The sequence below is a fragment of the Mesorhizobium sp. B2-4-17 genome (assembly GCF_006441275.1).
Lineage (GTDB): Bacteria > Pseudomonadota > Alphaproteobacteria > Rhizobiales > Rhizobiaceae > Mesorhizobium.
On record NZ_VFUX01000026.1, the window covers coordinates 1 to 22,268 of the forward strand.

Consider the following 22,268-nt stretch of genomic DNA (forward strand, 5'->3'; position numbering starts at 1 on the left):
ACACCAATTTACAAAGCTCAATCAACGCGCAAAACAAAACCCCGCCGAAAATCGACGGGGTTCGTCAGCAGTCTGAGGCGGCTTCGGCCGCCTTTTTTCGTTTCACCAAGCTGTGAACGCCTCCATTCTCGGAAGCTGGATCCGGGTGTTGACGGCATATTATCTTGTGTACTAAATAATAGCGCACAAGATAAAGGGAGAAACATAATATGGTACTCTACACGGCACAGGCTCACGTCACCGGCGGTCGCGCCGGCCACGGCGAGACCAGCGACGGCCTCCTGAAAGTCGATCTGGCCATGCCCAAGGAACTCGGCGGGCCGGGCGGCGCTACCAATCCCGAGCAGCTCTTCGCCATCGGCTACGCCGCCTGCTTCGAAAGCGCCATCCGCTTCGTCGCGCGCAAACAGAAGCTGCCGCTTCAGGACGCCGCGATGACCGCCACCGTCAGCCTGCTCCCCAATGGCGAGGGCTTCAAGCTCGGCGTCGCGCTCGCGGCCGAAACGAAAGGCCTTGATCAGGCGGCGGCGGAAGCGCTTGTATCGGAGGCGCACAAGATCTGCCCCTATTCGAACGCCATCAGGGGAAATGTCGATGTGGCGCTTTCGGTAAAGGCGGCATGACGACAAAAGTCGAAACGAGAGCCAAGCATGTCCCGGCGGATGCCGCCGGGGCGATCCCGGTTCCGCGTCTCGACCAGCAGCTCTGCTTCGCGCTCTATTCGGCGAGCGGGTTGATGACCAAGGTTTATCGCCCGCTGCTCGAGCCGCTTGGCCTGACCTATCCGCAATATCTGGCGATGCTGGCGCTGTGGGAGCGCGCGCCGAGCACGATCGGCGAGCTTGGCGAAGCGCTTGGCCTGGACTCCGCAACGCTGACGCCCCTGCTCAAGCGGATGGAGGCGGGCGGCCTCGTCACCCGCCGGCGCGATGCCGCCGACGAGCGCCGGGTGCTAGTCGAGCCGACCGCCAAGGGCCAGGCCCTTCGCGCGCGCATGAAGGACGTGTTGTCGGCACTTGCCTGCGCCGTGCCGCTGGGGCCAGACGAGTTGAAAACCCTGCACGCAACGCTCACGCGTCTTGTCGCTAACTTGCGCAAGGCAACGGCTGATGACGGGTCGACGGATGCGGAAGTTTCGATCTCGGACATGGGAAAATTGTAGCCGCCAATGCAGCCGCCCACCGCACCCGCCCGCCGGGGCACGGATCGTTGCGGAAAGCTGGGGTTGAAGGCAGCCAAATCCGTTTTCGCCTGTCCTGATGCAGCGGACCGTCTTGCATGGCGCTTGCGGGAAGCTAAAGTCGGCGCCAGATTTCCTGCAGGCCCGGCCGACGTCCGGGCGCTTTAATTTCCGGGGGGTATGTCATGATCAAGTCGAAACTGCTGCTGGCCGGCCTGTTGGCCCTCGTTCTGGCGCCCGTCGCCGCTTTTGCCCAGGCACTGCCCGATCTTGGCGGCAAGAAGGTGGTGGTGGTGACCGAAAACGCCTATCCGCCGCTGCAGTTCATCGACGCCAAGACGGGAAAGCAGATCGGCTGGGAGTACGACGCGATGAACGAGATCGCCAAGCGGCTGAATTTCAAAGTCGAATACCAGAACACCTCCTGGGACGCGATGATCCAGGCGGTTTCCGACAACCAGTACAACATCGGCATGACCGGCATCACCATCAAGGACGACCGCAAGGAGAAGGTCGATTTCTCCGACCCCTATATGCGCTCAGAGCAGTTCATGCTGGTGCGCGGCGATGAAAGCCGCTTCACCGACGCCAAGACGTTCGGCGCCGTCAAGGACGGGCTGATCGGCGCGCAGGCGGGCACCACGCCCTTCTACACCGCCGTCTACAGCGTGCTCGACGGCAATGAGCAGAACCCGCGCATCAAACTGTTCGAGACCTTCGGCGCCACGGTGCAGGCATTGAAGTCGGGCGACGTCGATGTGGTGCTCACCGACGGCACGGCGGGCAAGGGTTATGTCGATGCCTCGGAGGGCAAGCTGAAGCTGATCGGCGGACCGCTCGGCACCGAGGATTTCGGTTTCATCTTCCCTAAGGGCTCCGACCTGGTTAAGCCGGTCAATGCCGCGATCGCGGCGTTGAAGGCCGACGGCACTTTCGATGCGCTGAACAAGAAGTGGTTCCTTGATTACAAGATGGGTCAGTGATTTCCTGCTGACTTTGCGCTTGAACGCCCCCCTCTCCCCTGCCGGGCATCTCCCCCTCAAGGGGGGATATTGGCAGCTTCGGCCTCGTCACTCATTTTATGACGCTGGGTATCGGCGAAAGCCAACGCGACATTCGATCTCCCCCCTTGAGGGGGAGATGGCCGACAGGCCAGAGGGGGGTGCCTTGGCGCGATCCTTTTGATGCAGCCCTCTTCCTCCAAACCCGAATTCCCCTGGTGGCTCGCCGTTGCCGCCGTCCTCGCACTGGCGGCGGCATTGTTCATCGCCACCAGCGATCTTTATGCCCAGGTCTTCGCTACCGTCGCCAAGGGCATCGGCATCACCGTCTTCGTCACCGTGGTCGCCTTTGCGCTGGCCTCGATCATCGGCCTCGGCATTGCGCTGATGGGCCTGTCGGGTTCGCCCTGGTTGCGGCAGATCGCCCGCTTCTATGTCGAGATCATCCGTGGCGTGCCGATCCTGGTGCTCCTGTTCTGGATCGCGTTCGCCGGCGCGCCGGCCTTTGTCGTGGCCTGGAACACGCTGATCGCGCCGCTGCAGAGCGCCGGCCTACTCGGCGAGCTTCTGGTGCGGGACGTCTCGCTGTTGTGGCGCGCCATCATGGCGCTGACCATCGGTTATTCGGCCTTCATCTCCGAGGTTTTCCGGGCCGGCATCCAGGCGGTCGAAAAGGGCCAGATCGAAGCGGCCAAGGCGCTTGGCCTGAGCCGCTCCCAGCGCTTCCGGCTGGTCGTATTTCCGCAGGCGATCCGCACCATCCTGCCGCCGCTGGGTAACGACTTCGTCGCCCTGGTCAAGGATTCCTCGCTGGTCTCGGTGCTCGGCGTCGCCGACATCACCCAGATGGGCAAGGTCTATGCCGCTGGCTCGTTCCGCTTCTTCGAGACCTATTCGATCGTCGCCTACATCTATCTCATCCTGACCGTCGGCCTGTCGCTGGCACTCAGGGCACTGGAGCGGCGCTTGCGCCGCCAGCACGAGGAATAGTTTTTGGGCAAAGACAGGGCTATCTTGCCTTATGCATGTCATTGGCCCAAAACCGCGACGCCCTTTTGGGCGACATGCATAAGCGGGAGAAGCAAGACCGATGATCGTCGACAAGGCCAATGCGGCGCTGGATTCCGTCTATGGAGCCGACACGCCGGAAACGCTGGCGCAAGCCTATGCCGCATGGGCCGCGACCTATGACAGCGAGACCGCTTCGCTTGGCTATCTCCTGCCGTTCCTCATCACCGCCTGGGTAGCGCGCCATGTGCCGGCGGGTGAAGGGCCGCTGCTCGACGCCGGCTGCGGCACGGGCCTGTCAGGGCCATCGCTGAAGGCGCTGGGTTACTGCGATATTGCCGGGCTCGACCTGTCGGACGACATGCTCAAGATCGCCGGCAGCCGCAATGCGTATGGCGAGCTGAAAAAGGCGATGCTGGGCGGACCGCTGCCATGGCCGGATGGCCATTTCCGGCCTTCTTCTCGACTGGCGTGTTCACCATCAGCCACGCGCCGGCGTCGGGCCTGCACGAACTGGTGCGCATAACGCGCAAAGGCGGCCACGCCATCTTCACCGTGCGCGACCAGGTTTTCGAAAGCGGCGGTTTCCAGGCCGTGTTCGACGACCTCACACAGGCAAGGAAATGGCGCCTGGTCGAGCAAAGCCCGTGGTTCCGCTGCTATGCCATCGCCGAGCCCGATGCGCTGGTGAAGACGTTTGTGTTCGAGGTTCTGTAGGGTCTCAAATTCGCGGAGTCGCGCTGCCCCTCATCGCCCTGCCGGGCACTTCTCCCCGTATAGTGACGGGGAGAAGGGGCTGGCCGCAGCCTCGACGCCTTTCTCTGGCGACGTAGACGATTGGCGAAGTCAGCGATGAGAGCTTCCCTCTCCCCGTCACTATACGGGGAGAGGATGCCGGCAGGCAGGTGAGGGGCAGCGCCAACGTCTGGATGGGTTGAGGGATAATTCAAAGCCTGAGCGGTTGCCTGAGTCATCGGATCAACCAATTGCCGAAAAGGTAAAACGTTGCTATCTACGCCGCCATGGAAGAGCTTTTTGGCAATCCGGCCTATAAGGGTTTCGTGCTGCAGGACAGGAAACGCCTGCCGTCGCGATTCTCCGCGCGCGTGTCCGGCGCCCTGACCAGCCGACTTCGCTGATCCCCGACGGTCGGCCGCAGGCTTGCGGCATCTGCTCCTTTCCTCATTCCAAATCGACGGATTTACGCACATGAGCGCACCGCGCACCCTCTACGACAAGATTTTCGACGACCATGTCGTCGACCGCCAGGACGACGGCACCTGCCTGCTCTACATCGACCGCCACCTCGTCCACGAAGTGACCAGCCCACAGGCCTTCGAAGGCCTGCGCCTGAGCGGCAGGAAAGTCCGGCATCCAGAAAAGACGCTGGCCGTGGTCGACCACAACGTCTCGACCTCGCCCGAGCGCAAGTTCGGCATCAAGAACGAGGAAAGCCGTATCCAGGTCGAGGCGCTGGCCAAGAACGCCAAGGATTTCGGTGTCGAGTATTATTCCGAGAACGACATCCGCCAGGGCATCGTCCACATCATCGGCCCGGAGCAGGGTTTTACCTTGCCCGGTATGACCATCGTCTGCGGTGACAGCCACACTTCGACGCACGGTGCCTTCGGCGCGCTGGCGCACGGTATCGGCACGTCGGAGGTCGAGCATGTGCTGGCGACGCAGACGCTGATCCAGCGCAAGGCCAAGAACATGCTGGTGCGCGTCGACGGCCAGTTGCCGGAAGGCGTGACCGCCAAGGACATCATCCTGGCCATCATCGGCGAGATCGGCACCGCCGGCGGCACCGGCTACGTCATCGAATATGCCGGCGAGGCGATCCGCTCGCTGTCGATGGAAGGCCGCATGACCATCTGCAACATGTCAATCGAGGGCGGTGCCCGCGCCGGCCTGATCGCGCCCGACGAGACGACCTTCGCCTATGTCAAGGACAAGCCGCGCGCGCCGAAGGGCGCGGCCTGGGACGCGGCGCTCGAATACTGGAAGACACTGCAGTCGGACGAAGGCGCGCATTTCGACAAGGTGATCGTGCTCGACGCGGCGAAACTGCCGCCGATCGTCTCCTGGGGCTCCTCGCCGGAAGACGTGGTGTCGGTCCAGGGCGTGGTGCCAAATCCGGAGGAGATCACCGACGAGAATAAGCGCACCTCGAAGATCCGCGCGCTCGATTATATGGGGCTGACGCCGGGAACCAGGATCACCGACATCGCGCTCGATCGCGTCTTCATCGGCTCCTGCACCAATGGCCGTATCGAGGATCTGCGCGCCGCTGCCAAGGTGGTCGAGGGCAGAAAAGTCAATCCACGTGTCAACGCCATGATCGTGCCGGGCTCCGGCCTGGTCAAGGAACAGGCGGAAGCCGAGGGTCTCGACAAGATCTTCCTCGCCGCCGGTTTCGACTGGCGCGAGCCGGGCTGCTCGATGTGCCTGGCCATGAACGACGACCGGCTGAAGCCACATGAACGCTGCGCCTCGACCTCGAACCGCAATTTCGAGGGCCGGCAGGGGTTCAAGGGCCGCACCCATCTGGTGTCGCCTGCCATGGCGGCGGCTGCGGCGATCGCCGGCCACTTTGTCGATATCCGCGACTGGAAATAATCCAGCCCGGGCGGAACCCGGGCCGCGCGGCCCGGGTCAAGCCTTCCCGTCGCGCCGGATGAGTTCGTGGAATTCCTCCCGGTGCCCAGGTTCGTCGGCCGCGACGACAAGCGCCAGTTGCTGCTCCTCAAAGATCTTGAACCACTCGTCCCATTCGACGAGCTCATAGCCACCGGCATTGACCGGCCGTTCCGGCTGGTCCTGATCCTGATAGGCGTGCTGGCCGAAGACCAGCCTCAACATCGGCTGCGTTCCCGCCTCGGGCGATATGTCGACGATTGCCGGAAAGCCGGCGCGCCCGGCAGTCCATGAACGGATTGCATCGTGGTCGGTCAATGTGATCGTGTCGGCCATGCTCTGCTCCTGATGGTGAATGCATGAACGCCGCCGACAGCGCTGGGTTCCCCCGCAACATATCGTGGCGACACTCCGAGTTTAACCGCTTGTTTGCGCTTGCCCTCTAAGCTCTTCCCCGACGTCAAGCAAGGGGAAGTCACCGTCCTTTGGACACCGGCCTGCTGATAGCGCTGCTCAATCCGACGATCGCGCTGGCCCTCGGCGCGGCCTTCCTCGTGCTATGGACCTATCAGCGCCACCGTCCTTATCTTGCTGTGCTGGCGTTCAGCTACTGTGTTTCGGCACCCGGCTTTCTGTTGCAGTATTTCACCTTGCCCATTGGCATGGTGCTGACCAAGCTGGTGTCCAACATCTGCTTCATCATCGCCGGCTGTTGCCTGTCCGGCGCCATCGTCGCCCGCTACGGCCGCAAGGTGCCCTATCCGGGGCTCGGCGTGCTGGCAGGGGGCGGCCTGGCATCGTTCTGCTGGTTCCTGTTCGTTGAGCCGGATCTCACCTGGCGTATCCTGGCGATGAATTTCGCCTTCGGCGGCATCAGCCTTCTGGTCGGCGCCGAATTGCGGCCGGTTCGCAACAACGGCCCGACAGAGAAAATCCTGTTCGTGCTGTCGCTGCTGTCGAGCCTCAATTTCTTCGTGCGCACCCTTGCCGTCGTCATCGCGCACGGGCCGTTCACCACCTATGACGGATTCTATGGCTCGTCCTATTGGACGACGGCGCTGCTGTCGCATGCGCTGTTGTCGTTGCTGATCGCGCTTTGCCTGTTCACCGCCGCGGCGCTCGACGTGATGAAGGCGCTGAAGGCCGAGACGCACACCGACCCCCTGTCGGGCCTGCTCAACCGGCGCGGCTTCGAGGAGCGCGCGGAGTTCCTGTTGCAGCGTTGCGCGGCGGCGAAGTTTCCGGTGGCGCTGGTGCTGGCCGACCTCGATCATTTCAAGGCGCTCAACGACGCGCACGGGCATGCCGCCGGCGACCGGGTGATTGCCGATTTCGCCGCCAAGCTCCGGTCCGCCACCGGCGAGCGCGGAGCCGCCGGCCGCGTCGGCGGCGAAGAGTTCGCGGTGCTCCTGCCGTTGAGCGACCTTGCCGCGGCGCGAATGTTCGCCGAAGCGGTGCGCACGCTCTATTCGGCAGGAGGCGTCGACGGGCTTCCAACCGGCACCAAGGTCACCGCAAGTTTCGGCGTGGCGGCCCGCACTGGTGACGAGGCCCTGGGGCCGTTGATGCGCCGCGCCGACGAGGCGCTCTACAAGGCCAAGAAGAATGGCCGCGACAGCGTGCGCCTCTCCTACCAACGACCGGAAACGGCGTTCGTGCCGGAGCTCTCCAAGACCGGCTGACGCCGCAACCTCCAACCTCGCGTTAACGTCTTTTTCGCCCGTCGATGTTAGCTGAGGCCGGGGGTTCGAAAAAGAAATGAGCGGCGCCAATTTCATCCTGCTGATCAATTTGTCGGTTGCCGGCCTGCTGGCGGCCGCCTTCATGACGATCGCCTTTCAAGATGCCGGCCGCGCCCCCGCGCGGTGGTTTGCCTACGGCTATCTCCTGGGCATGGCCTATTTCGCCATCGAATTCAGCATCCCCGCCTTCACCGATGCGCGGCTTCCGGTGGCCGTCGCCTTTGCCGTGTTCCTTGGCGCCACTATAAGTTTCAACGGCGGGCTGGCCCACAAATATGGCGTGGCGCCGCCGTGGCGGCCAATGCTGTTCTTCCTGTTCGCCACCACCATCGCGGTCTACTGCTTGCAGGACCTACCGCGCCAGTCGCTGGCCCGCATGATGGCTTACCAGCTTCCCTATGCCGCCATGCAGTTCGTCGGCCTCGGTATAGTCTGGTCTTCAAGGCAGAGGTTCGGCCGGCTCGACCGCATCCTGATGGCCGTGCTGGCGCTCAGCGGCATGCAGTTTGCCTCCAAGCCGTTCATCGCGCATGCGCTCGGCGGCTGGGGTGCTGATCCGCAGGCCTATCTGCAAAGCAACTACGCCCTGGTGTCGCAATCGCTCGGCACCATCTTCGGCCTTGCGCTGGCGCTGCTGATGCTGGCTATCCTGGTTCGCGACGTGCTGGCTGAGGTGACTTCAAAATCGGAGACCGATACGCTCTCGGGATTGCTCAACCGCGGCGCCTTCACGCGTCGGGCCGAACTTGCGGTGCTTGGCGCCACGCGGCAAGGCATGCCGGTGGCCGTGGTCATCGCCGATCTCGATGATTTCAAGAGCATCAACGACGGTTTCGGCCACGCCTCCGGCGACCGGGTTATCGAGACCTTTGCCGGCTTGTTGCGCGAGGCCGCCGCCGGCCACCATGTCGCGGGCCGCATCGGCGGGGAGGAATTCGCCATCATGCTCCGCGGGGCCAACATCGCCGCCGCCCGGCTGTTCGCCGAAGGCACGCGCAGCGCGTTCGGCGCGCTGCCCATCGACGGCCTGCCGGCGGATAGTCGCTGCACCGCGAGTTTCGGGGTCGCCGAACTCCATCCGAACGAGAACGTCGCCGATCTCATGCGGCGTGCGGATGCGGCGCTCTATAAGGCGAAGCATGCCGGGCGGGACTGCGTGCGCGTCTCCGCCGGGCCAGTCGGCGTCCCTTCGTCAGCCGGCACCGAAGCAAGCCACTTCTAACTCTTTGTGGCCTGACGCAATCCCAGACGGAAAAGCGTCTCTTGGAATTACTATCGGCAGCGGCTGAGCTGCGGCATCTCGCCGTCGGAAAGCCCGTACATGTAGCTGCGGCCCTTCACGAACACCGGCGGCCGGTAGCAATCGCCGTAGCCCGTAATCTCGTCGGCTTCGTTCTGATAGATCACCTTCGGCTGGCCGGCGCTGGTGTAGGCCGACAGTTTCTTGGCCAGCTTGCCCTCGCCGACGATGATGCGCTTATAGCCGGCGGCGCTGTCGATGACGAGATTGCCGAAGGAATCGGCATAAACACGGTCCTGATGCTGTCCGGCGCATGCCGGCGCAGCGAAGCCGCCGGCCATGGCCGCAATCGCGGCGAGGCAAGCCAGCACTGAATTCGAACGCATTTTGTCCTCCGTTCACCGGCGCGACCTTCGGCCTCGGCCCGGACTTCGTCCGAGAAATTAACTCTTTCTTAATCTTTGTTAAGGGGCGGATGGCCTTCGGCGGCAGATCTTGACGAATATGGTTAATTTTCACGGGATGGGACGCAGGCATCAATCCGCTTGCCTGCTCCGACCTGCTGGCTCCAGATGAAGCTGATCTTGCAGCGCCGCGTGGCTAGAGCATTTCACCGTTTCACGGAGACGGCGAAATGCCATATCTCTTTGTTTTGACGCCATTCCGGGCGGAAAACCGCTCACACTTTTCCTGGAATTGCTCTAGCGTGCGGCGCACGAAAGGGGCAGCGCATGACCTTTGGCCACACAGTTCGGGTGATCATTATCCCGCTGCTTCTCGCTGCCGCAGGTTGTGTGCCGCAAGATGGTGCGCCGCAGGCGGCATCGCACGCGGTCTCGCCCGCTCTGGCTCAGCAGTCCACCGCGCCCACGGTGCCCTCGCCGCCGGCAACCGCGGCACCCGCAACCAAGATCACCACTGACCTTACCGTGCCGCGATCGGCACCGGCACGGCCACCTATAAATGCGGCAACGGTGATATGATCACGATCCAGAGTCTCGGCACGTCGGTTCGCGCGGTAGGGCCGGATGGCATGACCGAGGAGTTTGCGGCCTCACCCGCCAACCAGACCAGCCGCTACCAGGCGGCGACGCATGACGCAATCGTGATCGACGGACGCGAGGCGCTGGTCATGAAGAAGGGGTCGACACCGCAAACCTGCAAGCGATAAGCCCTCCCGAATCGCGACATGCTGCAGTGCAACGACGCTGCGCCGGCTTCGAAATAGCGCGTTAATCGATTGAAGCCTGATCGGCCCATTTAATCAGACTAAATTACGTTTTCGAAACGGTTTTCTGGCTTTGACGCGGTGCAAAAAGAGCATTAGAAACCGGCTGTCCGAAGTCGCAACCGGAAGCGGCATTGCCGCATTTCCACCTGAGGCTCCAGAGACGTCGAACTGGGGGAGCCATGAGCAGATCACCAGCCACCCGCGCGAATATCAGACGTGAACGGCCGCTTTCGCCGCACCTGAGCGTGTACCGGCCGCCGATCACCATGACGATGTCGATCATCCATCGCATCACCGGTAGCGCGCTCTATTTCGGCACCCTGCTGGTCGCTGCCTGGCTGATGGCGGCGGCAACCTCGCAGGGCGCATTCGACTGGATCAATTGGGCGTTCGGCACGTGGCTCGGCCGGCTCATCCTTTTCGGCTACACCTGGGCATTGATGCATCACATGCTGGGCGGTGTGCGCCACCTGGTCTGGGACACCGGCGCCGGTCTTGAAAAGCATACGGCTTCCAGGATCGCCTGGGCGACGCTCGCCGGCTCGATCCTGCTCACGCTGCTGATCTGGATCGTCGGCTACACGGTGCGGGGAGCCTGATCATGAGCGGCAACAACATCGACATGCGCACGCCGCTGGCGAAGGTCCGCGGCTTGGGTTCCGCCCACGAAGGTACCGGACATTTCTGGCGCCAGCGGCTGACCGCCATCGCCAATATCCCGCTGATCCTGTTCTTCGTCGGCTTCCTGATCGCGCTCAACGGCGCCGGTTACGCCGAGGTGCGCGCGGCACTCGCCAATCCATTCGTGGCGCTGCTGCTGGCCCTGGTGCTGATCTCTCCACTTTACCATATGCGGATCGGCATGCAGGTGATCATCGAGGATTATGTCCATGGCGAAGGCATGAAGCTGGCGCTGATCGCGCTCAACACGTTTTTCACCGTAGCGGTCGGCGTCGCCTCGCTCTTCGCCCTGCTCAAACTGGCATTCGGAGGCTGAGTTGGCCAAGGACGCGAAATCAGCCAACACGGCAGGCTATAGCTTTGTCGACCACAAATTCGACGTGGTGGTCGTCGGCGCCGGCGGGGCGGGCCTGCGCGCCACGCTCGGCATGGCCGAGCAAGGCCTGCGTACCGCCTGCATCACCAAGGTGTTCCCGACCCGCTCGCACACGGTGGCCGCGCAAGGCGGCATTGCCGCCTCGCTCTCCAATATGGGGCCCGATTCCTGGCAGTGGCACATGTACGATACCGTCAAGGGCTCGGACTGGCTGGGCGATGTCGACGCCATGGAATATCTGGTGCGCGAAGCACCGGCCGCGGTCTACGAACTCGAGCATTACGGCGTGCCGTTCTCGCGCACCGAAGAGGGCAAGATCTACCAGCGGCCGTTCGGCGGCCACATGATGAATTACGGCGAAGGACCGCCGGTGCAGCGCACTTGCGCCGCCGCCGACCGCACCGGCCACGCCATCCTGCATACGCTCTACGGCCAGTCGCTGAAGCACAACGCGCAGTTCTTCATCGAGTATTTCGCCCTCGACCTGATCATGGAGCCGGACGGCACCTGCACCGGCGTCGTCGCCTGGAACCTCGATGACGGCACCATCCACCGCTTCTCGGCCAAGATGGTGGTGCTGGCGACGGGCGGCTATGGCCGCGCCTATTTCTCGGCAACCTCCGCGCACACCTGCACCGGCGACGGCGGCGGCATGGCGGCGCGCGCCGGCTTCCCCTTGCAAGACATGGAATTCGTGCAGTTCCACCCGACCGGCATCTATGGCGCCGGCTGCCTGATCACCGAAGGCGCGCGCGGCGAGGGCGGCTATCTCGTCAATTCCGAGGGCGAGCGCTTCATGGAGCGCTACGCGCCGTCGGCCAAGGACCTGGCCTCGCGCGACGTTGTCTCGCGCTGCATGACGCTGGAGATCCGCGAGGGCCGGGGCGTCGGCAAGAAGAAGGACCACATCTTCCTGCATCTCGACCATCTCGATCCGGCGGTGCTGCATGAGCGGCTGCCCGGCATTTCGGAATCGGCCAAGATCTTTGCCGGCGTCGACCTGACCAAGGAGCCGATCCCGGTGCTGCCGACGGTGCACTACAATATGGGCGGCGTGCCGACCAATTACTGGGGCGAGGTGCTGAACCCGACCGCCTTCAACCCCGACCAGGTGTCGCCCGGTCTGATGGCGGTCGGCGAGGCCGGCTGCGCCTCCGTGCACGGTGCCAACCGACTGGGCTCGAACTCGCTGATCGATCTGGTGGTGTTCGGCCGTGCGGCGGCGATCCGCGCCGGCCAGGTCATCGACCGCAAGTCGGCCATCCCTTCGCCCAATGAAGCCTCGGTCGAAAAGATCATGGAACGCTTCGACAAACTGCGCCACGCCAACGGCTCGACGCCGACGGCGGTGCTGCGCGAGAAGATGCAGAAGGCGATGCAGGAAGACGCAGCCGTGTTCCGCACGCAGGAATCGCTCGAAAATGGTTGCAAGCGCATTTCGGAAATCTGGGGCGAGCTCAAGGACATCAAGGTGTTCGACCGCTCGATGATCTGGAACTCCGACCTGGTCGAGACGCTGGAACTGGAGAACCTGATGGCCAACGCCATCACCACGGTCTACAGCGCCGAGGCGCGCAAGGAGAGCCGTGGCGCCCATGCGCGTGAGGACTTTTCCGCGCGCGACGATGCCAACTGGCGCAAGCACACGCTGGCGCACCTAAGCGAAGACGGCACGGTGACGCTCAGCTACCGCCCGGTGCATACCGAGCCGCTGCTGGCCGAAAAGGACGGCGGCATCAGCCTCGCCAAGATCGCGCCGAAGGCCAGGGTGTATTGATGATGGCGTTGGCGGCGACGGGATATTCCGGCACGCCTCTTCCGGCCAAGCTCGGCCTGAAGGACGGCATGATCGCTGCCTTCATCGCGCTGCCGCCCGAACTCGACGAACTCGCCGAGGCGGCGAATTTCGCTTCGGTCGACCGGCTGGCCGACTGGTCCGGTATCTCGGGCATTCACCAGAGATACGATGCCGTCCATGCCTTCACCAAGCAACGCGCCGAGATCGAGGATCGCCTCGGCGCACTCGAAACGGCGATCAAGCGCGACGGCATGGTCTGGGTCTCCTGGCCGAAGAAGGCGTCGAAAGTGCCGACCGACGTCACCGAGGCCGTGGTCCGCGCCGAGGCGCTGAAACTCGACCTTGTCGACGTCAAGGTCGCCGCCGTGAACGAAATCTGGTCCGGGCTGAAGCTCGTCATCCGAAAGGACCTGAGGTAAATGGTCGAACTGACGCTCCCCAAGAATTCGAAGATCCAGCAGGGCAAGACCTGGCCGAAGCCGGAAGGCGCCACCAATCTCAGGGAATACCGCATCTACCGCTGGTCGCCGGACGATGACGAGAATCCGCGCATCGACACCTATTTCGTCGACATGGACGATTGCGGGCCGATGGTGCTCGACGCGCTGCTCTGGATCAAGAACAAGATCGATCCGACGCTGACCTTGCGCCGCTCCTGCCGCGAAGGCATTTGCGGCTCCTGCGCCATGAATATCGACGGCTCCAACACGCTGGCGTGCACCAAGGGCACCGAGGACATTTCCGGCGCCGTGAAAATCTATCCGCTGCCGCATATGCAGGTGGTGAAGGATTTGGTGCCTGACCTCACCAATTTCTACGCCCAGCATGCCTCGATCGAACCGTGGCTGAAGACGGTGTCGCCGACGCCGGCCAAGGAATGGCTGCAGAGCCATGAGGACCGCGAGAAGCTCGACGGGTTCTACGAATGTATCCTGTGCGCCTGCTGCTCGACCTCCTGCCCGAGTTACTGGTGGAACGGCGACCGCTATCTGGGCCCCGCGACCTTGCTGCAGGCCTATCGCTGGCTGATCGACAGCCGCGACGAGGCCAAGGGCGAGCGGCTCGACAATCTGGAGGATCCGTTCCGGCTCTATCGCTGCCACACCATCATGAACTGCGCGCAGACCTGCCCGAAAGGCCTAAACCCGGCCAAGGCGATTGCCGAAATCAAGAAGATGATGGTGGAGAGACGGGTTTAGGCTCGCGGATTTGTTAGCGGGAATTTCGAAGGCAGCGTTCCTTCGCGCCCCCTCTGTCCTGCCGGACATCTCCCCCGCAAGGGGGAGATTGCCGTCATTGCGGCTTTCGCTAATCTTCGACGGCCGCAAAATGATCGAGCGGCGCAAAAGCTGCCGATCTCCCCCCTTGTGGGGGAGATGTCCGGCAGGACAGAGGGGGGCGCTGTCCCTCCGACCTTAGCAAGGATAGCAACCCAATGACCGATCTCCCCATCCTCTCAGCCAGCGAAGCCCGCGTGCTCGGCTGCCTGATCGAGAAGAAGGAACTGACGCCGGATGTCTATCCGCTGACGTTGAACGCGGCATTGGCCGCCGCCAACCAGAAGACGGCACGCGAGCCGGTGATGGCATTGGAGCAGACCGAGGTACACCGGGCGCTGAAGCTGCTTGAGCAAAAGGGGTTGGTGCGGCAGATGTTCGGCTCGCGCGTCGAGCGCTACGAGCATCAGATGGCGCAGCGCTTCTCGCTGACCACGCCGCAGACCGCGTTGCTCGGCCTGCTCTTGCTGCGCGGACCCCAGACTGCGCATGAGCTCCTGGCGCGAGCCGAGCGCATGGCGCGGTTTTCGTCGATCGAGGATTTGCGCGCTGAGCTCGACATGCTGATCAGCCGCAGGCCGCCGCTGGTCCAGGAAATCCCGCGCGGGCCGGGACAGCGCGAAGATCGCTACGTGCATCTCATGAGCGGGCCGTCGAGATGCAGGCCGCCGCCACGCCCTGGCAACCGCCGGTGCAAGATACCGATCTCGAACCCCGCGTGCGGGCGCTTGAGGAAGAGGTCGCGACGCTGCGGGCCAAGATAGAGGCGCTGGGCGGCTAGTTCACTGGAGGTTGGCGCGAGGCGCCTGTCCTGCCGGGCATCTCCCCACGAGGGGGGAGATCAGATGTACGCCGGCTTTCGCCAATCGCCGACGTTGAAAGAGAAGCGCCAGCGACCGAGCCGCTAATCTCCCCCCTCGTGGGGGAGATGCCCGGCAGGGCAGAGGGGGGTGCGAAGGAACGCGATCTCGGCAAATAGAACGCAAATCACTCCAGCCTGGCGTCGAGCGACACTTCTATGGCGCCGAGCGCCTTGGAGACCGGGCATTCGGCCTTGGCCTTCTCGGCCAATTCCTTGAACTTCGCCGCATCGATGCCCGGCACCTTGCCGACCAGTGTGATGGCGCTGCCGGTGATGCCGGTGCCTGGAACCAGCGTCACCACGGCCTTGGCATCGAGTTCGTCGGCGGGCGTGCCGTTCTCCGCCAGGAAATGCGAAAGCTGCATGGCGTAGCAACCGGCGTGGGCGGCCGCGATCAGCTCTTCCGGATTGGTGCCGGATTTGCCGCTTTCATCCTCGAAGCGCGCCTTGAACGAATAGGGCGTGCCCTTGAGCGTCCCGCTCTGGCTGTCGAGCGTGCCCTTTCCCTCTTTCAGATTGCCTTTCCAGACGGCGGTTGCGGTGCGGTCCATGGTGGTCTCCTTGGCCTCGTTTGCGCCGGCCCGGCGCCAGCGTTCCTTCCAACTATAGCGCGGACGCATGGGAAGGCCATCGCGCCATCGCGGCGGAAACCGCCGCATCGGCGCCCGTGGCAAAATTTTTTCTGAAAAATGCGCGTGCGAAAATGTCGGCTTCCATCCGGTCCCGCCGTCCTGCGGGCGGCCACGGAGCTTGTGGCCGGATGGAGGTTCACATGGACAATCTGGTTTTCGCGCTTTGGCACGAACGGCGCCGCAGGCCCTGGCGACAAGACGGCTTCTGGCTGGACCCGCCGGCGTCCGGTTTCGGCCGGCTGCTTGCGGCCGTCGCCATCATCGCGGCCGCAGCCTGCCTTCTCGACCAAGCAGCGGCGGTCGAGGGCAAGGCTGACACGCCCGCCACCGCGTCCTATGATTCGTCGCAGCACGGGAGCCGGAAATGAAATATGTCTGTCTGGTCTATGGTGAGGAAAAGGACCTCCATGCGCTAACCCCGGAGCGTGGGGCCAAGCTCAACGCCGATTCGCTCGCCTATGACAGGTCCCTGGACCAAGAGGGCAAGCTGATCGTCGCGCAGGCGCTGCAATCGGTGCAGACATCGAAGGCGGTCCGGCGGCGCAAAGGCAAGAGGCTGGTCACTGACGGACCATTCGCTGAAACCAAGGAACAATTGCTCGGCTTCGTCATGGTCGAGGCCGACAATCTCGATGAAGCGCTGGACATCGCCGCCGGGATTCCGTTGGCGGAGATCGGTACGATCGAGGTGCGGGCGATCTACGACATACCGGGATCATAGGAGATGCCGGATGCTGGCGACAGCATCCCCTCTGTCCTGCCGTCCGGAAGTTGGGAAGGAACTCGGCGAAGCAGCCTTGAGCCCTGACGGCACTGCCAGCGCGGACACGAAATTTCTTCACCTGACGCAACTTTTGCGTGTTGAAGCAAGTCTCGAGTTCTCCTATCGTCGCCGGGATTTTGGGGGATTTCGGCATGCCTTTCCTGATTGCTATCCTTGGCGTGCTGGGAGCGGCGGCATTGTGGTATTACCGGATGAAGGCCATGAACGACGCCGCGCGCGAGGTTGCCGATGTCGTCGGGCGCGTGCAAGGCAACATCCGGCGCAAGAAGCTGCGCAAGCAGGCGGCGCTGTCGCCGCTGACGGCGATCGACGATCCAGTAGTGGCCGCCGCGACGCTGATCACATCGATCGTCTCGGAGAACGGGCCTGTCCTGCCGCAGCGCGAGGCCGTCATTCGCGAGGTGATCGCGCAGATCGCCGGGAGTCCCAAGAAGACCGACGAAGCCATTGTCTACGCCAAATGGGCGGCGTCACAGATCGACGACACCACACTCGTCATCGACAAGCTGGCGCCGTTCCTGCGGGAGCGTCTCGACCCGAACGAACGGGAAGACTTGCTCAGGATGCTGAACCGCGTCGCCCAGGGCGGCGGGCAAAGCGTCAAGGTCGCCGACCAGCGGATGTTGAGGTTGCGGCAGAAGCTTGGGTTCGAGGTGAACTGAGGGCCCGCCTTCTCGTCATTCTATGGCGGAGCAAGGAGCGAAGCGATGCGGCGCAGACCATAGAATCCATTCCGTTACCTATAAGCGGTGCAGCGGTGCAGAATTGTGCTCGGCTGCATTCTTCGACCAGGGTCACGGAATGGATCCTTGGGTCTGCACGTCCGCTTCGCTCCCGCTCCGCCCGTGGATGACGACGTCGTGTAGGCCTCGGCCAATTGCCAGGCGATCAGATCGGCTCGCCTCGCAACAGCCTAGGCGTATTGGCGGACAGCCCCGATGCCTGGCGGATGAAGAAATCCTTCAGGCGCGGCATGCGCTCGACCAGGCCGAGGCCGATGTCGCGGGCGGTGCGCAGCGGGCTGATGTCGTTGGAAAACAGCCGGTTCAGCACATCTGTCGTGACGCCCATCTGCACCGTATCGAAACGGCGCCACTGCTGGTAGCGCTCCAGCACGTCGAGCGCGCCGATGTCCTGGCCGAGCCGGTCCGCCTCGACGATCACCTCGGCAAGTGCCGCCACATCCTTGAAGCCGAGGTTCAGGCCCTGGCCGGCGATCGGGTGGATACCATGGGCGGCGTCGCCGGCGAGCGCGATGCGGGGCGCCACGAAGGCGCGCGCAAGCGTGAGGCCGAGCGGCCAGGCGCGCGGCTTGTCGGCAACGCGGATTTCTCCGAGCTTCAGGCCGAAGCGCCGCTCGAGCTCTTGCTCGAAGACGAGATCGTCGCCGGACACCAGCGCCGCGGCATCGGGCGTGCGCTCGACCCAGACGATCGACGAACGGTTGGTGCCGTCCTCGTCCGGCTTGAGCGGCAGCGTGGCAAAGGGGCCGGCGGGCAGGAAATGCTCTTCGGCGCGGCCATGGTGCGGCCGTTCATGCGCCACGGTGCAGACGATGCCGGACTGGCCGTATTCCCACTTTACCGTCTTGATGCCGGCCATGTCGCGCAGCTTCGAATTGACCCCGTCGGCGGCAACAAGCAGCCGCGCCGCCAGCGTGGCGCCGTCGGCGAGATGCACTGATATGCCGGCGCCGTTGGTTTCGAAGCCTTGCACCGCGACGCCTTCGATGATGTCGATGCCGAGCTTTTCGGCCCTGCGGCGCAAGGCGCCGTTCAAAACCTTGTTGGCCACCATATGCGCGAAGGGCTCGCCCGGCGCGACCTCGCCGCCGAAGGTCAGGAACACCGGGCGCACCGGATCGGAACTGCGCGAATCGGTGATGATCATCTCGGTGATCGCCTGCGCCTGGGGTGCGATCTCGGCCCACACGCCAAGCTGGTCGAGCATGCGGCAGGCAGCCGCGGCAATGGCCGAGGCGCGGCCATCCCTTTGCCAGGCGCCGGCGGGTGCGGCATCGACCAGCGCCACGGCAAGGCCCGGCCGCGCCTGTTTCAGCGAGACAGCGCTGGCCAGCCCGACATAGCCGGCACCAGCGACGAGAACATCGAGCCCGGATCTCGTCTTGGCGTCGGCGTTGCGTTCCATTGTCTTGGCTCCTTGCGCGCCGGCCCGGACCTGCGCCCTTGACGGCTCGTTCTTCCTGTTGGAAACCGCCATAGCAATTTTGAGGCGAGGTCACAAAACATGACGGCGGCCATGGACGAGCTTCTGGGCATTCTCGACCTCGAGAGGCTGGAACACAATCTGTATCGTGGTCGCAGCCCCCAGGTGGAGTGGCAGCGCGTCTTCGGCGGTCAGACGATCGCCCAGGCCCTGGTGGCGGCGCAGCGGACCGTGGAGCCCGATCGCTTCGTGCATTCACTGCACGGCTATTTCATGCGGCCGGGAGACATCAGGGTGCCGATCATCTACGAGGTCGACCGCATTCGCGACGGCGGCTCCTTCACCACGCGCCGCGTGCTGGCGATCCAGCACGGACAGGCGATCTTTTCTCTGGAAGCTTCGTTCCAGGTCGACGAGAAGGGACTGGAGCATCAATTCGCGCTGCCCGATGACGTGCCGCCCCCGGAAGGACTGAAGACGCAGCGCCAGCTGCTCGAAACGGCCGACCGGGTGCCGGAAGCCGTTCGACGGTTCTGGGCGCGTGAGCGGCCGCTGGAGCTGCGGCCGGTCAACCTCGAACACTATGAGAGCCGCGACAAGCTGCCGCCTCGGCAGAATGTCTGGATCCGTCTCGCGGGACCGGTTCCCGACGACCGCGCGCTGCAATCGGTGCTGCTCGCCTATCTCTCGGACATGACGCTGCTCGATACCTCGACCTTCGCGCATGGGCGCGGCCTGTTCGATCCCGACATCCAGGCGGCGAGCCTCGACCATTCGATGTGGTTCCACCGGCCGCATTCGCTCGACGGCTGGCTGCTCTATGCGCAGGACAGCCCGTCGAGCTCGGGATCGCGCGGCTTCAGCCGCGGCATGCTCTATGCACGCGACGGCACGCTGATCGCCTCGATGGCCCAGGAAGGTTTGATCCGGCTCAAGCGTTGATCGGAAGCCGGCGAAATAGGCATTTCCAAAAAATTGCATAAATTTTAAGCATGCGGCATGCCGCAGGCTCCGGCACCTGCTGGCTGCGGCCCATCCATTTCCTTTGTTTACAATAGGTTAACATGCTGCTTCGGCACTTGGCACGGAGCTTGATTCCTTGGGGGCACTCTCCGGCTCCTCGGGATCGGTGCAGTCGTGCAAACGCGGGGCACCGCAACAGCAAAGGGTGAAACCTTATGAAAATCGTGATGGCAATCATCAAGCCGTTCAAGCTCGACGAGGTGCGCGAAGCGCTTACCGCCGTCGGCATCCAGGGCCTGACCGTCACCGAAGTGAAAGGCTACGGGCGTCAGAAGGGGCATACGGAAATCTATCGCGGGGCGGAATACGCGGTCAGCTTCCTGCCGAAGATCAAGATCGAGGTCGCGGTCAGCGCCGACATGGCCGACAAGGCCGTCGAGGCCATCACCGCAGCCGCCAAGACCGGCCAGATCGGCGACGGCAAGATCTTCGTTTTCGGCATCGACCAGGCGGTGCGCATCCGCACCGGCGAAACAGACAGCGACGCACTCTAAGCGCCGGACACGTATTCCAATGGAGAGTTCAATGAATATTTCTTCCACCTTGAAGACGACGGGACGGGCGGCCCTTTTGGGTACGCTCACTCTCGCAGCCTTGGGCACGGTCGCCGCCTTCGCCCAGGAGGCCGCTCCCGCCGCCGCGGCGGCCGCGCCGGCCGCCGCTCCGACCCCGGTGCTCGACACCGGCAACACCGCCTGGATGCTGACCTCGACGGCGCTGGTGCTGATGATGACGATTCCGGGCCTGGCGCTGTTCTACGGCGGCATGGTGCGCAAGAAGAACGTGCTCGCCACGATCATGCAAAGCTTCGCCATCACCTGCCTGGTGACGGTGCTTTGGTTCATGTTCGGCTACTCGCTGGCCTTCTCCGACGGTGGCGGCATGAATGCCTATCTCGGCGGCTTCTCGAAGTTCTTCCATCACGGCATTACCACCGCGACGCTGTGGGCGCCGGGTGTGGCCAACATTCCCGAATTCGTCTTCTCGATGTTCCAGATGACGTTCGCCATTATCACGCCGGCGCTGATCGCCGGGGCCTTCGCCGAGCGCATGAAGTTCTCGGCGCTGCTGATCTTCATGGCGCTGTGGCTGGTGTTCGTCTACGCGCCGATCGCGCATTGGGTGTGGGGCGGCGGCTTCCTTGGCACGGCGGGCGTGCTCGACTTTGCCGGCGGCACGGTCGTCCACATCAACGCCGGTGTCGCGGGCCTGGTCTGCGCACTGGTGCTGGGCAAGCGCCAGGGCTACGGCACCACCAACATGGCGCCGCACAATCTGGTCTATTCGGTGATCGGCGCTTCACTGCTGTGGGTCGGCTGGTTCGGCTTCAACGCCGGCTCGGAACTGGCGGCGGACGGGCTTGCCGGTGCGGCCATGATGAACACGCAGGTCGCGACCGCGGCGGCGGCGCTTGCCTGGATGTTCGCCGAATGGATCGTCGCCAAGAAGCCATCGGTGCTCGGCATCGTCTCGGGCGCCGTCGCCGGCCTGGTCGCGGTGACGCCCGCCTCCGGCTTCGTCAACCCGACGGGCGCCTTCATCGTCGGCATCGTCGCAGGCGTCGTCTGCTACATCTCGGCGGTCAAGGTGAAGCATATTTTCGGCTATGACGACTCGCTCGACGCCTTCGGCGTGCATGGCGTCGGCGGTATCGTGGGTGCGCTGCTCACCGGCGCGCTCGCCGATCCGGCCATCAACGCGCTCGGCAAGGGCGCATCGGTCGCCACCCAACTCTATGGCATCGTCTTCACCATTCTGTGGACGGCGATCGTCACCTTCGTGATCCTCTACATCGTCAAGGCGCTCGTCGGCCTGCGTCCGTCCGGCCAGGAGGAAGTCGAAGGCCTCGACGTCACCCAGCATGGCGAAGTGGTGCCGTAAGGCCCGCCTCGCCAATGGACCGGCGGATCCTCCTCCCGCCGGCCATATCTCAGCGCATTTCCGGGCGATGAAGCGCTGCATGCTTTTCCCGGAATTGCCTGAAAAAGAATCCCGTCGTGACGCTCCGCAAGGAGCTCACGCCTTGAGGCCCGGATCGCATCCGGGCCTCTTTTTTTGAGAAATTCGTCCCGGCCGCGCCTGGATTCGCGCAATCACGTTGGCGTGAAAAGGATTTTTGAAAGAAACATCCACTGCCTTGGCCCGAACTGTGGAGGCGATCGTCGTCCTGGCGTTTCGTCTGTACAACACAGGGAAGGAATTTTTCATGAACCTCAAGAATATCTGCCTCGGGGCACTGGCACTTTCCATGATCAGCGGCATGGCTTTGGCTGGCGGCGCTCTCGACAGTCCAGTCGACATGTCGCCTTTCTTTACCGATTCCAGCATGAAAACCATGAAGCCCACGGAAGAATTCAAGGCGGCCTTCATGGCCATGCCGAAGGAAAAGCAAGACGCCATGATGAAGGAGTGCAACGACGCCGCGATGAGCAAGCCGCATGCCGAGTTCTGCGCCAATGTGCGCGCCCTTGGCGGCGCCAGCAAGTAAGCGCCGCCTGATCCACCCGAACGGATGGCGGGCCAGGGCGCCCGCCACTTTCTGCGGGTGCCAGGCCCAGAAGTTCTCTGTAGCAGAGGGGTAACCATCGGCGGCCTTATAGTTAATGCGCCCTTAACCTTCCCACGCATAG

At 63.6% G+C, this 22,268-nt stretch carries 24 protein-coding genes and 2 pseudogenes; 22 read left to right on the forward strand and 4 right to left on the reverse strand.

Annotated features, from left to right (window positions below):
- Nucleotides 1-209: 209 nt before the first annotated feature.
- The 6 genes and pseudogenes from FJ548_RS20395 (at nt 210) to leuC (ending at nt 5,808) form a co-directional block, all read left to right on the forward strand.
- Nucleotides 210-623, forward strand: coding sequence for an organic hydroperoxide resistance protein (locus tag FJ548_RS20395; protein WP_140697320.1), 414 nt, complete (start codon nt 210-212; stop codon nt 621-623).
- Nucleotides 620-1,162: a MarR family winged helix-turn-helix transcriptional regulator gene (locus FJ548_RS20400; RefSeq protein ID WP_140697317.1), complete on the forward strand. Its 543-nt coding sequence runs from the start codon at nt 620-622 to the stop codon at nt 1,160-1,162. The genes FJ548_RS20395 and FJ548_RS20400 overlap by 4 nt, the downstream gene beginning before the upstream one ends.
- 203 nt (nt 1,163-1,365) lie before the next feature.
- Entirely contained in the window at nt 1,366-2,163 is a 798-nt protein-coding gene (locus FJ548_RS20405) for a transporter substrate-binding domain-containing protein (RefSeq protein WP_140697314.1), read from the forward strand.
- Nucleotides 2,164-2,364: 201 nt separating this feature from the next.
- A complete protein-coding gene (locus tag FJ548_RS20415) occupies nt 2,365-3,171 on the forward strand; it encodes an amino acid ABC transporter permease (protein ID WP_140697311.1) in 807 nt (268 codons plus the stop codon).
- A 100-nt stretch (nt 3,172-3,271) separates the two neighbouring features.
- Nucleotides 3,272-3,906: pseudogene (locus FJ548_RS20420) on the forward strand (class I SAM-dependent methyltransferase).
- 492 nt (nt 3,907-4,398) lie between these two features.
- The gene (gene leuC / locus FJ548_RS20435) at nt 4,399-5,808 is read left to right on the forward strand and encodes a 3-isopropylmalate dehydratase large subunit (RefSeq protein ID WP_140697305.1); all 1,410 of its coding nucleotides are present in this window, start codon (nt 4,399-4,401) and stop codon (nt 5,806-5,808) included.
- Between the two features lie 36 nt (nt 5,809-5,844).
- Here leuC and FJ548_RS20440 read toward each other — a convergent pair whose 3' ends face one another.
- A complete protein-coding gene (locus tag FJ548_RS20440; protein ID WP_140612882.1) occupies nt 5,845-6,162 on the reverse strand; it encodes a hypothetical protein in 318 nt (105 codons plus the stop codon).
- A 149-nt stretch (nt 6,163-6,311) separates the two neighbouring features.
- Between FJ548_RS20440 and FJ548_RS20445 the strand changes: the two genes are divergently transcribed.
- Complete coding sequence (locus FJ548_RS20445) at nt 6,312-7,508, forward strand: GGDEF domain-containing protein (protein WP_140612881.1); 1,197 nt, start codon at nt 6,312-6,314, stop codon at nt 7,506-7,508.
- Nucleotides 7,509-7,584: 76 nt separating this feature from the next.
- Nucleotides 7,585-8,790: a GGDEF domain-containing protein gene (locus FJ548_RS20450; protein WP_140612880.1), complete on the forward strand. Its 1,206-nt coding sequence runs from the start codon at nt 7,585-7,587 to the stop codon at nt 8,788-8,790.
- A 50-nt stretch (nt 8,791-8,840) separates the two neighbouring features.
- On the opposite strand, the gene FJ548_RS20455 is transcribed toward FJ548_RS20450, so the two are convergent.
- Nucleotides 8,841-9,194, reverse strand: a complete 354-nt coding sequence (locus FJ548_RS20455; RefSeq protein WP_140612879.1) for a hypothetical protein — start codon at nt 9,192-9,194, stop codon at nt 8,841-8,843.
- 593 nt (nt 9,195-9,787) lie between these two features.
- Here FJ548_RS20455 and FJ548_RS30850 point away from each other — a divergent pair.
- From FJ548_RS30850 to FJ548_RS20490, 7 genes and pseudogenes are all read left to right on the forward strand, one after another.
- Nucleotides 9,788-9,979, forward strand: a complete 192-nt coding sequence (locus FJ548_RS30850; protein ID WP_348640945.1) for a hypothetical protein — start codon at nt 9,788-9,790, stop codon at nt 9,977-9,979.
- 239 nt (nt 9,980-10,218) lie between these two features.
- Nucleotides 10,219-10,638: a succinate dehydrogenase, cytochrome b556 subunit gene (gene sdhC, locus FJ548_RS20465; protein ID WP_140612878.1), complete on the forward strand. Its 420-nt coding sequence runs from the start codon at nt 10,219-10,221 to the stop codon at nt 10,636-10,638.
- Nucleotides 10,639-10,640: 2 nt separating this feature from the next.
- Nucleotides 10,641-11,036: a succinate dehydrogenase, hydrophobic membrane anchor protein gene (gene sdhD, locus FJ548_RS20470; RefSeq protein WP_140612877.1), complete on the forward strand. Its 396-nt coding sequence runs from the start codon at nt 10,641-10,643 to the stop codon at nt 11,034-11,036.
- A gap of 1 nt (nt 11,037) precedes the next feature.
- Entirely contained in the window at nt 11,038-12,873 is a 1,836-nt protein-coding gene (sdhA, locus tag FJ548_RS20475) for a succinate dehydrogenase flavoprotein subunit (RefSeq protein ID WP_140612876.1), read from the forward strand.
- A gap of 2 nt (nt 12,874-12,875) precedes the next feature.
- Nucleotides 12,876-13,313 carry a DUF3052 family protein gene (locus tag FJ548_RS20480; RefSeq protein WP_140697337.1) on the forward strand — a complete coding sequence of 146 codons (438 nt, stop codon included), beginning with the start codon at nt 12,876-12,878 and terminating at the stop codon, nt 13,311-13,313.
- The gene (locus FJ548_RS20485) at nt 13,314-14,093 is read left to right on the forward strand and encodes a succinate dehydrogenase iron-sulfur subunit (protein ID WP_140612875.1); all 780 of its coding nucleotides are present in this window, start codon (nt 13,314-13,316) and stop codon (nt 14,091-14,093) included.
- Nucleotides 14,094-14,329: 236 nt separating this feature from the next.
- Nucleotides 14,330-14,952: pseudogene (locus tag FJ548_RS20490) on the forward strand (DUF480 domain-containing protein).
- 206 nt (nt 14,953-15,158) lie between these two features.
- Here FJ548_RS20490 and FJ548_RS20495 read toward each other — a convergent pair.
- Nucleotides 15,159-15,584: an OsmC family protein gene (locus tag FJ548_RS20495; protein WP_140778810.1), complete on the reverse strand. Its 426-nt coding sequence runs from the start codon at nt 15,582-15,584 to the stop codon at nt 15,159-15,161.
- Nucleotides 15,585-15,805: 221 nt separating this feature from the next.
- Here FJ548_RS20495 and FJ548_RS20500 point away from each other — a divergent pair, with 221 nt between their 5' ends.
- The 3 genes from FJ548_RS20500 to FJ548_RS20510 all read left to right on the forward strand — a co-directional run bounded on the left by FJ548_RS20500 (nt 15,806) and on the right by FJ548_RS20510 (nt 17,111).
- On the forward strand, nt 15,806-16,033 hold the full coding sequence (locus FJ548_RS20500; RefSeq protein ID WP_140612453.1) for a hypothetical protein: 228 nt from the start codon (nt 15,806-15,808) through the stop codon (nt 16,031-16,033).
- Nucleotides 16,030-16,386: a YciI family protein gene (locus FJ548_RS20505; RefSeq protein ID WP_140612455.1), complete on the forward strand. Its 357-nt coding sequence runs from the start codon at nt 16,030-16,032 to the stop codon at nt 16,384-16,386. Before FJ548_RS20500 ends, FJ548_RS20505 begins: the two co-directional genes overlap by 4 nt.
- Nucleotides 16,387-16,580: 194 nt before the next feature.
- Nucleotides 16,581-17,111, forward strand: coding sequence for a hypothetical protein (locus FJ548_RS20510; protein WP_140778811.1), 531 nt, complete (start codon nt 16,581-16,583; stop codon nt 17,109-17,111).
- Nucleotides 17,112-17,337: 226 nt separating this feature from the next.
- Here FJ548_RS20510 and FJ548_RS20515 read toward each other — a convergent pair whose 3' ends face one another.
- Entirely contained in the window at nt 17,338-18,597 is a 1,260-nt protein-coding gene (locus tag FJ548_RS20515; RefSeq protein ID WP_140778812.1) for a ubiquinone biosynthesis hydroxylase, read from the reverse strand.
- A 99-nt stretch (nt 18,598-18,696) separates the two neighbouring features.
- Here FJ548_RS20515 and tesB point away from each other — a divergent pair, with 99 nt between their 5' ends.
- From tesB to FJ548_RS20535, 4 genes are all read left to right on the forward strand, one after another.
- Entirely contained in the window at nt 18,697-19,557 is an 861-nt protein-coding gene (tesB, locus tag FJ548_RS20520) for an acyl-CoA thioesterase II (protein ID WP_140778813.1), read from the forward strand.
- Between the two features lie 236 nt (nt 19,558-19,793).
- Entirely contained in the window at nt 19,794-20,132 is a 339-nt protein-coding gene (locus tag FJ548_RS20525) for a P-II family nitrogen regulator (protein ID WP_140612463.1), read from the forward strand.
- 205 nt (nt 20,133-20,337) lie between these two features.
- Nucleotides 20,338-21,519, forward strand: coding sequence for an ammonium transporter (locus FJ548_RS20530; RefSeq protein ID WP_246673449.1), 1,182 nt, complete (start codon nt 20,338-20,340; stop codon nt 21,517-21,519).
- 325 nt (nt 21,520-21,844) lie between these two features.
- Nucleotides 21,845-22,126 (forward strand): hypothetical protein, encoded by a 282-nt coding sequence (locus FJ548_RS20535; protein ID WP_140697262.1) that lies wholly within the window; start codon nt 21,845-21,847, stop codon nt 22,124-22,126.
- Nucleotides 22,127-22,268: the final 142 nt, after the last annotated feature.

Excerpts from the sequence above, each read along its gene's own strand:
- FJ548_RS20415 (WP_140697311.1), top strand. The coding sequence starts at position 2,365 with ATGCAGCCCTCTTCCTCCAAACCCGAATTCCCCTGGTGGCTCGCCGTT.
- sdhD (WP_140612877.1), top strand. The coding sequence starts at position 10,641 with ATGAGCGGCAACAACATCGACATGCGCACGCCGCTGGCGAAGGTCCGC.
- FJ548_RS20505 (WP_140612455.1), top strand. The coding sequence starts at position 16,030 with ATGAAATATGTCTGTCTGGTCTATGGTGAGGAAAAGGACCTCCATGCG.
- FJ548_RS20455 (WP_140612879.1), bottom strand. The coding sequence starts at position 9,194 with ATGCGTTCGAATTCAGTGCTGGCTTGCCTCGCCGCGATTGCGGCCATG.
- FJ548_RS20395 (WP_140697320.1), top strand. The coding sequence starts at position 210 with ATGGTACTCTACACGGCACAGGCTCACGTCACCGGCGGTCGCGCCGGC.
- FJ548_RS20515 (WP_140778812.1), bottom strand. The coding sequence starts at position 18,597 with ATGGAACGCAACGCCGACGCCAAGACGAGATCCGGGCTCGATGTTCTC.
- FJ548_RS20525 (WP_140612463.1), top strand. The coding sequence starts at position 19,794 with ATGAAAATCGTGATGGCAATCATCAAGCCGTTCAAGCTCGACGAGGTG.
- FJ548_RS20535 (WP_140697262.1), top strand. The coding sequence starts at position 21,845 with ATGAACCTCAAGAATATCTGCCTCGGGGCACTGGCACTTTCCATGATC.
- FJ548_RS20500 (WP_140612453.1), top strand. The coding sequence starts at position 15,806 with ATGGACAATCTGGTTTTCGCGCTTTGGCACGAACGGCGCCGCAGGCCC.
- FJ548_RS20400 (WP_140697317.1), top strand. The coding sequence starts at position 620 with ATGACGACAAAAGTCGAAACGAGAGCCAAGCATGTCCCGGCGGATGCC.
- FJ548_RS20510 (WP_140778811.1), top strand. The coding sequence starts at position 16,581 with ATGCCTTTCCTGATTGCTATCCTTGGCGTGCTGGGAGCGGCGGCATTG.
- FJ548_RS20495 (WP_140778810.1), bottom strand. The coding sequence starts at position 15,584 with ATGGACCGCACCGCAACCGCCGTCTGGAAAGGCAATCTGAAAGAGGGA.
- FJ548_RS20485 (WP_140612875.1), top strand. The coding sequence starts at position 13,314 with ATGGTCGAACTGACGCTCCCCAAGAATTCGAAGATCCAGCAGGGCAAG.
- FJ548_RS20440 (WP_140612882.1), bottom strand. The coding sequence starts at position 6,162 with ATGGCCGACACGATCACATTGACCGACCACGATGCAATCCGTTCATGG.
- leuC (WP_140697305.1), top strand. The coding sequence starts at position 4,399 with ATGAGCGCACCGCGCACCCTCTACGACAAGATTTTCGACGACCATGTC.
- FJ548_RS20530 (WP_246673449.1), top strand. The coding sequence starts at position 20,338 with ATGCTGACCTCGACGGCGCTGGTGCTGATGATGACGATTCCGGGCCTG.
- FJ548_RS20450 (WP_140612880.1), top strand. The coding sequence starts at position 7,585 with ATGAGCGGCGCCAATTTCATCCTGCTGATCAATTTGTCGGTTGCCGGC.
- tesB (WP_140778813.1), top strand. The coding sequence starts at position 18,697 with ATGACGGCGGCCATGGACGAGCTTCTGGGCATTCTCGACCTCGAGAGG.
- FJ548_RS20405 (WP_140697314.1), top strand. The coding sequence starts at position 1,366 with ATGATCAAGTCGAAACTGCTGCTGGCCGGCCTGTTGGCCCTCGTTCTG.
- FJ548_RS20480 (WP_140697337.1), top strand. The coding sequence starts at position 12,876 with ATGGCGTTGGCGGCGACGGGATATTCCGGCACGCCTCTTCCGGCCAAG.
- FJ548_RS30850 (WP_348640945.1), top strand. The coding sequence starts at position 9,788 with ATGATCACGATCCAGAGTCTCGGCACGTCGGTTCGCGCGGTAGGGCCG.
- sdhC (WP_140612878.1), top strand. The coding sequence starts at position 10,219 with ATGAGCAGATCACCAGCCACCCGCGCGAATATCAGACGTGAACGGCCG.